Here is a 14,609-nt window from a genome sequence, read left to right as displayed (position 1 = left end):
CTCACCGTCACAACTTAGGACCAACAAAAAGGCGCAGACCTTTCGATCTGCGCCTGAATCTTCAAAGGAAATTCGAGGTCAAATTACCAGCCTTGGGTGCGGCTGTGATCATACATGGACGAGAAGCCCATTTCTGGGGTGAACTCGGTGTAACCCCACCATGGATCAATCTGAGCCTTACGATAGTAGGGCGGACGATAGGTGAGCTTCCAAGTTGGGAGCGGGAAGGTGGCGACTTCGTAAACGCCGTAGCCAGCGCGCACCGTGAAACGCTTGATACCCTCGACGAAAGCATCGGTGAAAGCGGCATTGGCACCGTCAGACTCCACCGTGTAACGCCACACGCTGAAGGGCTCCGTCCACCCCAGAAGGATATTGCTCATCCCACGGCTGAGCTTGCGGCTCCAATTGTAGTGGTGTCCCGGCGGGGACTGAATATCTGCGAAAGCAACGCCGCAGAGCGTGAGGGCAGAAAGGAGAGTGAGAGCGATGCGATTTTTCATGCGGTCTGAGAAGAGTTACCAAATCTGGCGCTGACCTGGCAAGAAGTAATCTCACTTTTTTTCGCTGCATTGTCGTGACAAAAGAATGCACATTTCACGAGTGGGCCGTGATATGGATACCGGCCGACCATGAAACCACTGCTGACCGAGGCTGAACTGGAAGACCATCTGAGCACCCCCACGCCGGGAGTTATAGACACTCTGCGTGAGTTGGAGGGGGATTTCATGGTCCTGGGTGCAGGTGGAAAAATGGGCCCCACGCTCGCCAGGATGATCCGGCGAGGATTAGATCAAATGGGTCACCCTCACCGGGCGGTGCATGCCGTTTCCCGCTTCTCTTCAGCCTCAGCTCGAGAAAACCTAGGCCAGCACGGCATCAACACCCTCGCCTGTGACCTGCTGGACCGTGCCGCACTCCAAGCCCTCCCCGATGCCGCCAACATCATCTTCATGGCGGGGCAGAAATTCGGCACGGACGATCACCCCGAGCTCACCTGGGTCATGAATACCCTGGTGCCCGCCCTGGTCGCCGAGCGTTATGCTCGTTCACGGATCGTCGTCTTCTCCACCGGCTGCGTGTATCCCCTCACGACGATTGAGAGCGGAGGTTCTCAGGAAACCGATCGGCTGGGGCCTCCCGGGGATTACGCCAACTCATGCGTGGGGCGTGAGCGCATTTTCACTCACTACGCGCTCCAAAACAATACCCCCATCCTCATGTTCAGGCTGAGCTATGCCATCGATCTGAGATATGGAGTCATTCATGACGTAGCACAGAAAATCCTTCGAGATGAGCCTGTCGATGTGACGATGGGCTACGCCAACGTCATTTGGCAGCGGGACGCCAATGCCCGGGCCATCCAGTGCCTCAATCGCATGAGTTCTCCGCCCGCGATTTTAAACGTCACCGGCCTGGAGCGCGTTTCGATCCGAGAGCTGGCCGAAAAACTCGGCGCACGGATGGGAAAGGCTCCTCAGATCATCGGCAAGGAAAGTGGCACCGCCTGGCTTTTCAATGCCCAACGCTCCTACGATTGGTTTGGCACGCCCGAGACCTCCTTGGATGAGATGATCGAAGCCACCGCCCAATGGGTGGTTCACGGCGGCGTCTCTCTCGGCAAACCCACTCATTTTGAAACCCGCGATGGACACTTCTAAAATCCGCGCCCTCCTGCATCAAGGTCTGTGCATCCCCGCCCATCCGCTGGCCCTCAATGCACAACGGCGCTTGGATGAGCGACGCCAGCGTGCCTTGACTCGCTACTATGTGGCGGCAGGGGTAGGCGGCCTTGCTGTCGGTGTCCACACCACACAGTTTGCCATTCGTGATCCTGGTGTCGGTCTTTTCAGCCCCGTCTTGGCCCTCGCCGCCGAGGAAATGGATCGTGTGTCTCGTCCCCTGGCCCGCATCGCGGGGATCTGTGGTGACACACCTCAGGCGACAAGAGAGGCAGCCCTCCTCCTGGAATACCGATACGATGCCGGTCTTCTCAGTCTGGGGGCTCTCGCACATGCCTCGGAGGAGAAACTCATCGCGCATTGCCAGGCCGTCTCCGAGGTTATCCCCATCATCGGGTTTTACCTTCAGCCCAGTGTCGGAGGCCGCACGCTTTCACATGCTTTTTGGCAGCGGTTTGCCGAAATCGAAAACGTCGTCGCCATTAAAATCGCTCCCTTTAACCGATATCAAACCCTGGATGTTATCCGGGCAGTGACGGAAGTAGGCCGCTCCGACATTGCTCTCTACACAGGCAATGACGATAATATCGTGGCTGATTTGATCACGCCCTTCGAAGTGGGTGGTGGCACACGTCGAATCATCGGTGGTTTATTAGGTCATTGGTCGGTCTGGACGAGAAAGGCGGTGGAGTTGCTTCAGCGCTGCCAGAGGGAACCTGCAAGTCCGGATCTCCTTCGGCTCGGAACCCAGGTCACTGATACCAACGCCGCCTTCTTCGATGCCGTCCATGGATTCCGAGGCTGTATTGCAGGACTGCACGAGGTGCTCCGCCGCCAAGGCCTGCTGGAAGGCATCTGGTGTCTGGATCCTCAGGAAGGACTCAGCCCGGGACAAAAAGAGCAAATCGACCGCGTTTACGCTTCTTATCCGCACCTCCATGATGACGATTTCATCGACCAGTATCGGGATGAATGGCTGCGCTGAGCGACAAAACAGGTGGATTCAATCTTTACTCCCGAAAGGAATCCAGATTTAATTCGCTAATTCGGCAGGGATTTCCTGCCTTTCATCATAACTCCTTCCTTATTCTAAATCCTCAGCCATGAAACTTAGCCGATCCCGCATCGCTCTGCCTTTGCTGGCGTTCCTTAGCGGCACGTCCTTTCTCCACGCCGATATCTTGATCCTCAAAAACGGCAGCAAATTGGAAGGTAACATTCTGAGCGAGAATCCTGCGGCCGTGCGGATGAGATACCGCCTGACCCCGAAAATTTGGGACGAAAAAGATTTCCCCCGCACCGACATCCAGGAGATCATCAAACAGACTCCTCAAGAGCTGGAGTTAATCGAGCTCAAAAAACTCCTTCCCACCCCAGACCTTTTTCCAGCCGATAGATACGAGCAGCTGATTCAAGATCGTCTGCGTCCCTTTGTTAACAAGTATCCAGGCACCCCGGAAGCTGAGGAAGTGGACAAGATGATCGAAACCCTCCAGGAGGAGAAAAAGCGTGTTTCGAACGGCGAGATCAAGCTCGAAGGGCGCTGGTTAACTGCGACAGAAGCCAAGGGTGAGCAATACAACGTTGAAGCTTTCAAGCTGCATAAAGAGATGCAGGAAGAAATGGCGCGTGGCGAGTGGGAAGCAGCATTGCGTGTGTATGATCGTTTCATCAAAAATCGCCCCAGCTACATTGCTTCTTCCTATTATACTGCAGTCATCGCAGACGCATTGATCTGTTTGGATAAGCTGGAAGCCTATTATACCAAAATGGCAGGCGAACAACCCGCCCTTCTCAAGCGGCAGACGGAAGACCTCGCTAAACTCGAAGAGGACGAGAAGCGCCGGACAAAGGCCGCCATCGATGCCGAAAAAATCAGATGGCGTGCCGACTACGACGCTCAACGAAAGAACGGCGTCCGCTGGATGGAGCCTTACAAATACGATTCTCAAGGGATCATGTCAGCCCAAAAACAGGTCACTGCGGAAAGCGCTCGGTTAAGAGCTTTAAATCTCGAAGATATTAAAGCCCGCAACGAAGCCTTCGTCGCCGTCTATCGTAAGATTGGCGAGGGTGATTACCAAGCTGGTGCAGCGGCATTCAATCGCATCCAAGCTTTCGGCACTGTAAACGAATACCGTGACATCGTTGCCGATCAGAAAGCCAAACTGTTGGCTCTGTATGGTGAAATCATGCGTAAAAACGCGGCAGGTCAGATTGCCACCAGTGGATCTTCAGCATTAGGAGGCGCAGGAACAACAACCGTCGATGATCGTGTGGCTCAAATCCTAGCAGAGGCCAACGGGACCGCTCAACCTGCCGCCGCTGCACCAGCGGCTGGCATGGCCGCGGCTCCGGGCACCACCGTTGCCCCTGCCCCAGGCGCTCCTGGCGTTGCACCACAGCCTGGCGTCGCTCCACAGGCGGTTCGCCCCGTCACAGCGCCGGCTCCAGCGGTGAATCCTCCGAACATGCAGCAGCCCGCAGCCCAGGCTCCCTATCCAGCCCCAGCACCTGCCCAGGCTTATGTGCCACCAGCGGAAGAAGGCACCAGCGTGCAGACCTTCATCATGATCGGTATGGGGGCTTTGCTCGTTCTGTTCGGCTTCTTAGCCTTCAAAAAGAAGAAGGCTGAGTAAGCTCACTCCATCGTCTCTGACCAAACCGGATCTCCCCAAGAGATCCGGTTTTCTTTTGCCCCTAAGATCCCTCCAAACCGTTACGTAAGGTCTTCTTCACCATGCAACCGCCATCCACCTCCACCCAGACTCGGCGTCGTTTCCTCACTCAAGCAGCCGGAACGTTCTTCGCAGCCCCGTTCGTGACTTCCGGTTTACGGGCCGCCTCACCTAACGGCAAGTTAAGACACGCCGCATTCGGTGCCGCTGGTATGTCTTGGAGTGACATGAACGCCATGTCCAATCACCCCATGTGGGAGCTGACCGCTGTTTGCGATGTGGATACCCGAAACTTCGCCCGCGTGAAGGAAAAGTGGCCGCACGTGAAGTGCTATCAGCACTGGGAGGAACTGCTGGAAAAAGAGGCGGGTAACATTGACTCCGTCAACGTCTCCACCCCCGACCACATGCATGGCCCCATCGGCCTGAAAGCCATGGAACTGGGCAAGCATGTGTATGGCCAGAAACCTCTGGCCCAGAATCTCTACGAGTGCCGTCAGCTCATGCTCAAAGCCCGTGAAACCGGCGTCATGACTCAAATGGGCATTCAGGTCTCCTCTTCCTTCACCGAGCGTTTAGCCGTGGCCATCATCCATCAAGGCACCATTGGGAAAGTGAAGGAGGTGCACACCTTCTCCAACAAGTTCTGGGGAGACATGGAACCCGTCCCCCAAAAGACCGATCCCATCCCGGCTGAGTTGGATTGGCCAAAGTGGTTAGGCACCGCCAGCGACCGCCCTTACATCGCGGGTTATTACCACCCGAGTAACTGGCGTAAGCGTCGCGACTTCGGCACCGGCACGCTCGGTGACATGGGCTGCCACATGTTCAGCGGCTGGTTCCGCTCCCTCGATCTTGCAGCCCCCATCGCCGTCAAATCACATGGTCCCGCGCCGCTCAATGACACGAACTGGGCCATTGATGCCATCGTGGAATACACCTTCAAAGGCACCTCCCGCACCGAAGGGGATACCGTTAAAGTCACTTGGTATGATGGCAACGCTCGTCCCCCTGCTGAGGTGATGGCGCTTGCCGATCCAGCTAAATTCCCCGGCCAAGGCAGCATTTACATCGGCACCGAGGGCGTCCTGCTCTCACCTCATGGCAGCACCCCCATGCTCTATCCGAGAGACAAGTTTACCGGCTTCAAATACCCTAAACTGGAGCCACGGGATCACTGGGCGGATTTCATTGACTGCTGCCTCAAAGGCGGTTCCGAGAAACCTTCCGCCAACTTCGACTACGCCGGCCCTCTGACCGAGGCTGTGCTGCTCGGATGTCTTGGAAGCATCTTCCCGAATGAAGAACTGCACTGGGATGCCCCGGCGCTGAAAATCTCCAATAGCGAGGCCGCCAATGCCTTTGTGAAGCGCAAGTATCGCCCAGGCACAGAGATCTGATTCATCAATCCAGAAACCGCTCCGCCAGAGTCAAGTCAGCGGGGAAAGTAATCTTCGGGTTGGGGGTGGTGTTTTCCACGACAGACACCCCCTGCCCGATGTGCTGCACAGCGGACACCTCGTCCGTGACCAGCGCTCCATCTCGCAGCACCGTTTCATAGGCGTGCGTGAGCAGTTCCTTGCGGAAGACCTGCGGCGTCTCCATCACCCAGACACCGTTGCGGTCCAGAGACTCCGTGATGTGCCCCTCCACATCCACGCGCTTGATCGTCTCCGTCATGGGCCGAGCACAGGCCACCGCAGCCTTTTCATGGGCCGCCTGGATGCAACGGCTGATCTGCGCAGGGCTGATCAAAGGGCGGGCACCATCATGCACGGCGATCACTTCAGCTTCACCCGAGCAGGCTTGAATCCCCTTCCAGACCGAAAAATGCCTCTCTGCCCCGCCCTCCACGACGGCATTGAGTTTGGGTAAACTGTCACGCCAGTCTTGGATCGCTAAGGCGACTTCATCTCCCGCCACCACAATGATCTCGCCAATCTCATCACAGGCCTGAAACTGGCCTAACGTGCGCCGAAGCACGGGCATCCCCGCGAGCGGAGCCAGGAGCTTATTGAATCCCATACGCCGGCTGCTGCCGGCGGCGACGATGATGGCCGAAGTCATAAACGACCCAACATGCCGAGGTCTCCACAGAGTCGCAAGCGCCGCCATCAAGGTTCGCCCACCGTCGGATGAGGCACACTCAGAACAGCTGACCGAATGGACCTCGTCAGTACCTCTTTACCCGATGTCGTCGGTTCATAGGCCATCCCTCGATAACGCAGAGGCTGATAGCCCAGTTCCAGCATGGCGTTCAGGGGGGCCTCTTTCAGCCCCGGACGCCAATAGTCCGGCCCACCACCGGTCTCATAATAATAGATCCAGCTTTGATCCGGCCGCGCCCACCCTGCACACAGCACCACATGCCCTCGGGGGATATTCAAGAGATCCCCTGGGCGTAAATCACGTGCTTCAATGGGACGACAGACGGAGGGCAACTGCGAGGTGTCGAGCACGGAAGGGAGCTTCAGGCAGCGCGAAATGTAACCCGAGCAGTCCACGCCTGTCGCTTGCTGGCTCACCCCCGCATTATCCGCTCGTCGCTTCGCCGGAGACGAGACATCCCCCGCCGCCAACCCTTCAGAAATAGCGCGGTCAAAGGAAGCTGGATCGTCAAAGCCTCCCCACTTGTAGGGAATGCCCAGGTTCATCTCCCCAGGCACCCACCACCCTGGACGCTCAGGAGGGTCCTTCAAACTGACGTCGGGCGTATGCACCAGCACTCCAGACACATCAGGACCATGCAAGATATTGCGCGCAAAGGGTCTCCAAGCGTGTCGTGCGTAGCGATCCGCAATCGCCAGAGCCTCCGTCGGTGTAACTTGGGAAAGCGCATCCACCTCGCCCGGGATCAACTCTGGGGACTTCCTCCTCTGCGGTGTGCTGCAACTGGCCGCTAACAAGACAAGACCGAGAAAAAGCAGAGCGGGTGAGGCTTTTCGCATAAGCATAAGAGGTCAAAGATAAGTGAGGCTTGCTCCCGAAACAGGCCACTTTCATAATGTGCCGGCTCAGACCTTGCAAACCCCCTTCAGAAATCTCTCCAAGAACAGTCATGACCCGTCTCCTTTTCGGTCTGCTTTTGGGTACGGCCTGTCTCCTGTCCGCCGAAAGCCCGCTTCGCACGGCTCTCGTCATCGGGAATGCCCGCTATGACCAGCAGGCGGGGCCTCTGAGAAACACGGTCAACGATTCGAAAGCCGTCGCCAAAGCTCTCCAAGAGCTCGGATTCACGGTCATTGAGAAGCATGACTTGAAACGAGATGATCTCTTGAAAGCAATGCTGTCCTTTCGCCAAACTCTCTCTGAAGCCGAGGTCGCTCTCTTCTACTATGCGGGGCACGGCATCGAAGTCAGCGGGGCCAATTACTTGATCCCCCTCAAGTCCGGCTACTCCCCGGAGGGAGCAGATGACGTTACTCTGCGCATGCTAGCCGAGACACGGCTCTTCAATGTCGAGCAAGCTGTCGCAGACATGTGCAGTGGAGGAGCCCGCTGCAATCTGATCATCCTCGATGCCTGCCGGACCACAGCCCTGGCCCGCACAGGGCGCACCCGCGATGCCAATGATCGCGGGGGCCTTGTCGAAATGAAACCACCTGCGGGATCCCTGATCGCCTTTGCGACCGATGCCGGCCAAACCGCGCTCGATGGGGAAGGCGCTCACGGGTTATACACGGAGGAGTTGCTTCGGCACATGAAGATCCCCGGCCTCACCATTGAGCAGGTCTTCAAACGCACACGCGCGGCCGTGCTTGAGCGGTCTGAGGGCGGCCAAATCCCAGCCGAATACTCGCGCCTGATCGGAGAAGACATCTACCTCGCGGGGCAAGCTCTCGCTTCTGAAGCTCCCTCCCCGCCCATGGTAAAAGCTGAACCTGTGGAGCCCCCTACGCTGGCTCAGATCATGCAACTCGCTACCAACCGGATGACCGAAGAATGTCTGGATGCTCTTGAATCCTTGGCCGAAACCAAAGGCCCAGGAGACTATGCCGAGGCTCCTCTCGCGCTTGTACTGGATCAGGTGAAGGATGATCTCAAGGATGCCAAAGAACCCTCTGAGAAAATCGACGAGGCAGCCACCACCTGTGCTCACCTGTTACGCATTCTCCCAGCTTGCCTCCCACCTAACCATGAGCGTTACAAAAGCATTGCCGCCAAAGCCCACAATCGTCATGGCGATGCGCTGATCATTCTCGATCAATCACAAGAAGCCATCGCGTCACTCGATGCCGCCTTTGCACTGACTCCTGAAGATGCTTACATCCTCTATAACCGAGGCCGCGCCTATGCCATCCTCGGCCAAATCGAGGCTGCTCGCGCGGATTTTGAAGCGGCCAGTGATCTCAAACTGAATCAACCTAAGGCCCGCCAACTGGCCCAATCGGCCTTGAAGGAACTGAAATAAAAGAAAAGAGGCGGTGCCGAAGCACCGCCCTCTCAACGTGGGACTGAATCGAATCCAGGATCGGCAGCTTACGCTGCGCCAGTATTGAAGGCGCGAATCGCGAGGACTTTCACCTTACGCGCTTCACCCTCATCGCTAGGCAGGTCGGCTTCTTCTCCGACCGCTTTGCCGATGAGGGCCTTGGCGATCTCGGACAGATAAGACACGATGTTCTTATCCAGGTCACCATCCCAAGCACCGAGGATCGTGTAAGTTTCGGTTTCACCCGTCGCCACGTCCTGGAAGTCCACGATGGTGCCGACGCCGACTTTTTCGGTGGAGACATTGGCGAAGTCCGTGCCACGAGCCAGACCGACTTCGCGCTCGAGTTGATCCTTCATGCGGTTCAGCACGGCTTGCTGATCACGAGCCGCTTTGTAACCGCCGTTTTCACGAAGGTCACCTTCTTCCTTAGCGATCTGGATCTCATGCTTGTTGTGAGGAATCTTGACGTTCACCAGCTCGGTCAGCTCGGCTTTTTTCTTCTCCAGGCTATCCCAGGAGACGATCAGGCGATTGTCTTCACGAGCTTCGGCGTTGTCGGCCATCAGAGCCTCCATCTCAGGGCGGGCCTTGATGACCCGTGCCATGAGGGAGCGACGAGTGAGTTCGTCTAACACCGCCGTGTTGATGATGCGTTTGGCAAAGTTACGCAGAGATTCATCGTCCGTATCCACGACCAATTCGTGGACGAGGGTCTTGTCATCGGAAAGCATGTCTCCGAGGCGGCCCGTGCGCTTTGGCCCACCCTGCACATGGTCATCTTCACAAGCATCCAGGATCGCGTTGCCGAGATCGATGCTGAAAACGGAGGCGGCCAAGCCCTTGCGCTCCTTACAGATCCAGATGAGCAGATCCGCACTGAGGGTGCGGTTACGCACGGATTTCTTGAGGAACTCCGTCAGCACATCCAGTTCATTGTTGGAATCCAGCACCACGGCGATTTCAGCCACCGCACGGCCCCCGGTGCGGGTGAGGTGGTTGAGGATCTCAGGCACCCACACGCGCTCAGGGAAAGCTTCCGGGAAGGCACGATACATGCGGCCAAGCTGGCCCACAGGTAGTCCGCCGATGTTTTCGGCCAGGAGAGGTTTCGCTTCGCAAACGAGGTCCGCCACTTTCATGGAACCCATGGGCAGAGAGGCCCCTTCGATGGCATCGATGATTTCATCACGCGCCAAGAGAAGTTGCAGACTGTCCTTGAGGTGCAGCCTCCAGGCTTTGCGGACGGTATCGGAAATGTCCTGGAAGACCGGGAGCAATTCTGTGGCCGCATCTTCAAACAGGTCCAGATCTTTCTGAATGAGGGTCAGCACAGCCAGCTTGCCTTTCAGATCCCGCTTGGCCAGGAAGTTCTTCACCATCACGCCGCCGGGTTTCTCCCCGCTTTCACGCAGCACCAGAGGCTCGGTGCGCTTAGAGGGCACCACGATGTGGCGTGCGGCTTTCAAGGTCTTCTTAGCCGCTTCCCACCATTTCTTGTATTCCCCTTCTCCCACGATGCGGGGCTTCAACAGGCGCTCCAGATCGTCCAGGGACATGGAGTTGCCGGAGGACTTCAGCGCCAGCTCGATCAAAGCGGTCACATTTTCCTTCGCCATGGATTTCAACTCGCCCAGATTGGCGTGACGGCGTGCCAGCAAGTGGTCCGCAGGCAGAATTTCCAGGGAAGTGACGGCAAACGAAATCTTCAGGCCGTGACCAGCCTTATCTTCGAAATCCAAGATCACTTTGTCCCCCATCAGGTCCCATTCAGCGATTTTACCCACCCCCCAGCTTTTGTGCAGGCAGTAGGTGCCTGGCTCGAGTTTTGACAATTTTTCACCGTCAGCGGCGGTCAGTTTACCCGCCGCGACCAAGTTTTGGACCTCAGAATTCATGGGATGTAGATGCTAGCGAGTTCGGCCACGGTCGCAAAGGAAACCTTTGCTCGGCTTTCCGGCTGGACTTTTCCACCACCCCCGACATCCCACTTGCCTTACGCCTGGATTCAGGGTGTCATCCTGCCATGCGTGACCTCGCCCTCAGCCTCGCTCTATTTTTCTACGTTAGCGCCAGTGCTGTCGGCCAGACTCTTGGCGAACCTCAGATTTATTACGACGAAAGCGGCAAGCGCTACGCGACGCTGAGCAGCGGAGATTTCGGCAGCAACCGCATCACCATCCGTCTGGCAGGTGATCCGGGCTCCCTCAACGAGTGGCGCGGTCAAGGGCAGCGTCAGGGCAAAGAGATGGCCTTTGCCCGCATCGTGGGGGAGGGTGAGAGCCCAGGCACCTTTTTCGTGGCCAAGATCACCGACTCCCGCTTAGAGATCGACTACAAACCGCAGCAGAAAGCCCCTCAGGATGCAGGGATCAACGGCAGCTACCGCCGCGTGAATGAATCCAAGCTGCTGCAACTGGCCAAAAAGGAATTCCAGGCGGCGGACGAACGTCTCCAGGCCTCCCTGAAAAATGCGGCCAAGGTTTGGGATCGCCGAGATCGGCCAGCCTTAGACCTCTGGAAGGAGCTGTGGCCCGGCCTCCGCCAGCGCTGGATTGCCCTCTCTCCCTCCAATCTGGGGGCCGCGAAAGCCGGTAGCACCTCTGAAAAAAACTCGGCCGACTGGGTCTGGGCCGCTCAAGCCACCGCCCGCGGCTACTACTTTGTCGAAACCCAGCCGGATGCTAAGACGGCTCTCGGCTGGGAGGGGGAATACGATGATCTTGGCGGTGGGCACGCCAGCCTTCGCCTCGGGGCCGATGGCAAACTGCGGCTGAATCTGGCCAGTTTCCGCATTGAGGGCGATGAAGCCACCACCGTAGAAGCCACGGCAGCCGCAGCGGACCTGACTGAGGAGAAAAATGGTCGGCTGACCGCTAAATTCACCCTTCCCGCCACCGAACAAACTACCGGCGATCAACAGCCACAGATCACCCTCACGAAAATCGGCCGTTATCTCGTGGTAGAAACCGACCATGCCGAAAAGCTCACCCCACGTGGCTGGTTCGATGGCATCTATCGTGGAGCCCCGGTGCCGCCCGCGCCATAATCTTGCACAGCCGCAGATCAGAGACGTAGATGATTTTATGTCTCTCTATTCCACCGAAGCCGAACGCCTGGCCGAGTTTCCCGTCGCTCTCGATAGCATTTTCCTCGCGCATGCCGGAGTCACCATCCTGCCGCGCCGCGTCACGCAGGTGATGCAAGATTACCTGGAGAAGAGCTGCACCCAAATGCAGGAGTTCCCTGAGGCCTGGCGGGCGGTCAATGAAACCCGCGTCGTCGCCGCCCAGATGATCGGGGCCAAAGCCAGTGAAATTTCACTCCTCGGCCCTACCTCCCTGGGGCTGAGCCTCGTGGCCAATGGCCTGGACTGGCAGCCCGGCGACGAAGTCATCTGCTACCAGGATGACTACCCCGCCAACGTCTATCCCTGGACCGATCTGGCCCGCTATGGTGTGGAGGTAAAGCTGCTCAAACCTCAGTCCCCTGGGGCCATCACTCCCGAACTGGTCGCCTCCTTGCTCACGCCAAAGACCAAACTGGTCGCTCTGGCCTCCTGCCACTTTCTGAGCGGTTACCGGCTCGAGATTGATGCCATCGGGCAGATGCTGCGCTCTCGCGGCGTCCTGTTTTGCCTGGATGCCATCCAGACGATCGGTGCCTTTGAAACCCGGGTGGATTATGTGGATTTTCTCTCCGCCGACTCTCATAAGTGGATGCTCGGGCCCATGGCGGCGGGAATCGTCTATGTCCGTGAAGAAGTGCAAGAAAAGCTGCGCCCCACCCTGCTCGGCTCGTGGAACGTCCAAAGCCCCAATTTTATCGCTCAGGAGCAAATCGCCTTTGAAAAAGGCGGCCGCCGTTACGAACCCGGCGTGCTGAATGTGGCGGGGATCCTCGGCATGAAGGCGGGGCTGGAGCTCATCCAAGAAAAGGGCATCGCCCAGATCAGTGCCCAACTCCTGCGCCTGAAGTCCCGGCTGGTCAAGAGGCTGGAGCCGCTCGGGTTTCACTTCCTCGGCCCCACCACGGGCCTGAACGCCTCCGGCATCACCACCGTCTGGCGCGATGACTCCCACGGACCATCCCTGGCCAGGATTCACGAGCATCTTTCCGCCCAGAAGATCAGCACCTCCCTGCGCCATGACCGCCAGGGCCAGGCCTACCTGCGCTTCAGCCCCCACTTCTACAATACCGAAATGGAGATGGATCACGTCGTGGATGCGATCGCCGCCACGCCGGAGGTGTGATCCGGAGTGCCGCGGGGCACCTAAGACAAAGCTCGACATTTCCAGGCCTTTTCGCGTAGCCTAACTCGAAATGAGAAAAACTCGCGACAAGGCCTCCTCCGGTAAAACGCCCAAAACTGCCGCGAAAAAAGCAGCTCTAAGGGCTCCGGTTTCGCGTCCCACTGCGAAAGCCACCCGCCCGGCACCGCCCAAATCCAACCCCCAGGCTAAGCCCAAGCCACCAGAGAGAACCGCACCTCAAGTCCGGCTGCCCATTGCTCCACCAGCCCCCGAGCCTGAGGAAGAACCCCCCGTTCCACCTGTCTCCACGCATATCGCTGAACCCCTTCCCGGCCCCAAAGCCACCCCTGCCGGGGCCTTGCTCACCGTCAGCATCCAGTCCTCTCAGGGCATGGCCGCGAGTGGAAACACCCAACCGGCCAATCTCCTCGTCGTCGTCACCTGCGCCGGGTGGCCTGTGGTTGAGCTGACCAAGGATCATTTCACGATCATGCAGCACTTTGAGGTGCCTGGGCAGACCGCACCCTTCAGCAATAACATCACCACCTTCCGCAATGCCGGAACTGGAGCCTACCTCCTGCAGATCAAACCGATCAATGCCGCTCCCTGGAGAAGCGGCCATCACCTGGGACAACTCCTCATCTCCACCCCTGCGGACCAGCAGGGACAGGCCGCCTTTAAGCTCATCATCCGCTAAAGGCGCATCCAGGCTCAAGACTCACATCCGCAGACGACCGAAAGTCCTGGCGAAAGCCTGAGAACTCAGCGTCACCTTTGCAAAACAAGGTCCTGAGAATTTCGAAATCGTCCTTGCAATGTGACGTCTAGTTTCTAATCTTCGCATGCTTGTGAAATTTTTCACAAGCTCTGATCAGGCATTGCTGCCAGCTCGCTCCATGAAATATTTCTTCCTCAGCTACCTCTTTGTCGCCGCGATCGTCGTCGCCGCCTTTGGCACACGTGGCAGCAAGTCTGAATTACCCCCGATCGAAATCTTCCAGGACATGGACCACCAGGCGAAGGTGAAATACCAAGCCAAGAGTGACTTCTTTGCCGATGGTTTGGGTGGTCGCCGCCCAGTGAAAAACACCGTCCCGATGGGCTTCGAGATCCCCAGCAAGCCCGCTTCTTCCCCAGATTACAAACCCGCCACCTTCGGCTTCACCAACGGCCTGGACTACTACAGCACCGGCAAAGTCGGTGACTATTATGGCGACGGGATGCCCAAGGAAATCACCGTCAACAAGGCCTTCCTGGAGCGCGGTGAGCTGAAATACAACATCAATTGCGCCATCTGCCACGGCACCTCCGGTAACGGCAAAGGGATCACCTCCAAGTATGGCATCATGACGGCCTTCAACTTCCACCAGGCTGGCAGCACTGACACCAACAATGCCGCCGCCTACCGTGCCGATGGCGCCATCTTCGACGTCATCACTCATGGCAAGGGTTTGATGGGTTCCTACGGAGGCAACATCGCCGTCCAAGACCGCTGGGCCATCGTGGCCTACATCCGCGCCATGCAGGTGGCCGTGAAGGAAAACAACGTCTCCGTCCAGTAAAA

Annotated in this window: 13 protein-coding genes; 9 read left to right on the top strand and 4 right to left on the bottom strand. The window is 57.7% G+C overall.

Translation table 11 applies throughout. The annotated features are described in order from the left end of the window. Positions 1 to 83 precede the first annotated feature (83 nt). Positions 84 to 503, bottom strand: coding sequence for an exosortase system-associated protein, TIGR04073 family (locus tag B5D61_RS20245; RefSeq protein ID WP_078815260.1), 420 nt, complete (start codon positions 501 to 503; stop codon positions 84 to 86). A gap of 129 nt (positions 504 to 632) precedes the next feature. On the opposite strand from B5D61_RS20245, the gene B5D61_RS20240 reads away from it, so the two are divergent. The 4 genes from B5D61_RS20240 to B5D61_RS20225 all read left to right on the top strand — a co-directional run bounded on the left by B5D61_RS20240 (position 633) and on the right by B5D61_RS20225 (position 5,760). Further along, positions 633 to 1,661, top strand: coding sequence for an NAD-dependent epimerase/dehydratase family protein (locus tag B5D61_RS20240; protein WP_078815259.1), 1,029 nt, complete (start codon positions 633 to 635; stop codon positions 1,659 to 1,661). Beyond that, positions 1,648 to 2,667, top strand: coding sequence for a dihydrodipicolinate synthase family protein (locus B5D61_RS20235; RefSeq protein ID WP_078815258.1), 1,020 nt, complete (start codon positions 1,648 to 1,650; stop codon positions 2,665 to 2,667). Before B5D61_RS20240 ends, B5D61_RS20235 begins: the two co-directional genes overlap by 14 nt. Positions 2,668 to 2,785: 118 nt before the next feature. Then, positions 2,786 to 4,321, top strand: coding sequence for a PTPDL family protein (locus tag B5D61_RS20230; protein WP_078815257.1), 1,536 nt, complete (start codon positions 2,786 to 2,788; stop codon positions 4,319 to 4,321). Between the two features lie 101 nt (positions 4,322 to 4,422). After that, positions 4,423 to 5,760 (top strand): Gfo/Idh/MocA family protein, encoded by a 1,338-nt coding sequence (locus tag B5D61_RS20225; RefSeq protein WP_078815256.1) that lies wholly within the window; start codon positions 4,423 to 4,425, stop codon positions 5,758 to 5,760. Between the two features lie 4 nt (positions 5,761 to 5,764). On the opposite strand, the gene ispD is transcribed toward B5D61_RS20225, so the two are convergent. After that, entirely contained in the window at positions 5,765 to 6,427 is a 663-nt protein-coding gene (ispD, locus tag B5D61_RS20220; RefSeq protein ID WP_176159563.1) for a 2-C-methyl-D-erythritol 4-phosphate cytidylyltransferase, read from the bottom strand. A gap of 47 nt (positions 6,428 to 6,474) precedes the next feature. Continuing rightward, positions 6,475 to 7,314, bottom strand: a complete 840-nt coding sequence (locus tag B5D61_RS20215) for an NlpC/P60 family protein (RefSeq protein ID WP_176159562.1) — start codon at positions 7,312 to 7,314, stop codon at positions 6,475 to 6,477. A 104-nt stretch (positions 7,315 to 7,418) separates the two neighbouring features. Between B5D61_RS20215 and B5D61_RS20210 the strand changes: the two genes are divergently transcribed. Next, entirely contained in the window at positions 7,419 to 8,771 is a 1,353-nt protein-coding gene (locus B5D61_RS20210) for a caspase family protein (RefSeq protein ID WP_176159561.1), read from the top strand. Between the two features lie 68 nt (positions 8,772 to 8,839). Here the strand turns inward: B5D61_RS20210 and B5D61_RS20205 are convergent, their stop codons facing one another. After that, complete coding sequence (locus tag B5D61_RS20205) at positions 8,840 to 10,690, bottom strand: GreA/GreB family elongation factor (protein ID WP_078815252.1); 1,851 nt, start codon at positions 10,688 to 10,690, stop codon at positions 8,840 to 8,842. Positions 10,691 to 10,818: 128 nt separating this feature from the next. Here B5D61_RS20205 and B5D61_RS20200 point away from each other — a divergent pair, with 128 nt between their 5' ends. The 4 genes from B5D61_RS20200 to B5D61_RS20185 all read left to right on the top strand — a co-directional run bounded on the left by B5D61_RS20200 (position 10,819) and on the right by B5D61_RS20185 (position 14,607). Continuing rightward, positions 10,819 to 11,841, top strand: coding sequence for a hypothetical protein (locus B5D61_RS20200; RefSeq protein ID WP_078815251.1), 1,023 nt, complete (start codon positions 10,819 to 10,821; stop codon positions 11,839 to 11,841). Positions 11,842 to 11,878: 37 nt separating this feature from the next. Beyond that, positions 11,879 to 13,045 carry an aminotransferase class V-fold PLP-dependent enzyme gene (locus B5D61_RS20195; protein WP_078815250.1) on the top strand — a complete coding sequence of 389 codons (1,167 nt, stop codon included), beginning with the start codon at positions 11,879 to 11,881 and terminating at the stop codon, positions 13,043 to 13,045. Positions 13,046 to 13,115: 70 nt separating this feature from the next. Further along, positions 13,116 to 13,742 carry a hypothetical protein gene (locus B5D61_RS20190; RefSeq protein WP_078815249.1) on the top strand — a complete coding sequence of 209 codons (627 nt, stop codon included), beginning with the start codon at positions 13,116 to 13,118 and terminating at the stop codon, positions 13,740 to 13,742. Between the two features lie 199 nt (positions 13,743 to 13,941). Next, positions 13,942 to 14,607, top strand: a complete 666-nt coding sequence (locus B5D61_RS20185) for a c-type cytochrome (RefSeq protein ID WP_176159560.1) — start codon at positions 13,942 to 13,944, stop codon at positions 14,605 to 14,607. The last annotated feature ends 2 nt before the right edge of the window (positions 14,608 to 14,609 follow it).

The sequence above is a fragment of the Prosthecobacter debontii genome (assembly GCF_900167535.1).
In the GTDB taxonomy this organism is placed as follows: domain Bacteria; phylum Verrucomicrobiota; class Verrucomicrobiia; order Verrucomicrobiales; family Verrucomicrobiaceae; genus Prosthecobacter; species Prosthecobacter debontii.
The sequence above is the reverse complement of the archived record's forward strand: the minus strand, read 5'-3'. Positions and strand labels throughout refer to the sequence as shown.

Excerpts from the sequence above, each read along its gene's own strand:
- B5D61_RS20245 (WP_078815260.1), bottom strand. The coding sequence starts at position 503 with ATGAAAAATCGCATCGCTCTCACTCTCCTTTCTGCCCTCACGCTCTGC.
- B5D61_RS20190 (WP_078815249.1), top strand. The coding sequence starts at position 13,116 with ATGAGAAAAACTCGCGACAAGGCCTCCTCCGGTAAAACGCCCAAAACT.
- B5D61_RS20210 (WP_176159561.1), top strand. The coding sequence starts at position 7,419 with ATGACCCGTCTCCTTTTCGGTCTGCTTTTGGGTACGGCCTGTCTCCTG.
- ispD (WP_176159563.1), bottom strand. The coding sequence starts at position 6,427 with ATGACTTCGGCCATCATCGTCGCCGCCGGCAGCAGCCGGCGTATGGGA.
- B5D61_RS20230 (WP_078815257.1), top strand. The coding sequence starts at position 2,786 with ATGAAACTTAGCCGATCCCGCATCGCTCTGCCTTTGCTGGCGTTCCTT.
- B5D61_RS20185 (WP_176159560.1), top strand. The coding sequence starts at position 13,942 with ATGAAATATTTCTTCCTCAGCTACCTCTTTGTCGCCGCGATCGTCGTC.
- B5D61_RS20240 (WP_078815259.1), top strand. The coding sequence starts at position 633 with ATGAAACCACTGCTGACCGAGGCTGAACTGGAAGACCATCTGAGCACC.
- B5D61_RS20200 (WP_078815251.1), top strand. The coding sequence starts at position 10,819 with ATGCGTGACCTCGCCCTCAGCCTCGCTCTATTTTTCTACGTTAGCGCC.
- B5D61_RS20195 (WP_078815250.1), top strand. The coding sequence starts at position 11,879 with ATGTCTCTCTATTCCACCGAAGCCGAACGCCTGGCCGAGTTTCCCGTC.
- B5D61_RS20235 (WP_078815258.1), top strand. The coding sequence starts at position 1,648 with ATGGACACTTCTAAAATCCGCGCCCTCCTGCATCAAGGTCTGTGCATC.
- B5D61_RS20225 (WP_078815256.1), top strand. The coding sequence starts at position 4,423 with ATGCAACCGCCATCCACCTCCACCCAGACTCGGCGTCGTTTCCTCACT.
- B5D61_RS20205 (WP_078815252.1), bottom strand. The coding sequence starts at position 10,690 with ATGAATTCTGAGGTCCAAAACTTGGTCGCGGCGGGTAAACTGACCGCC.
- B5D61_RS20215 (WP_176159562.1), bottom strand. The coding sequence starts at position 7,314 with ATGCTTATGCGAAAAGCCTCACCCGCTCTGCTTTTTCTCGGTCTTGTC.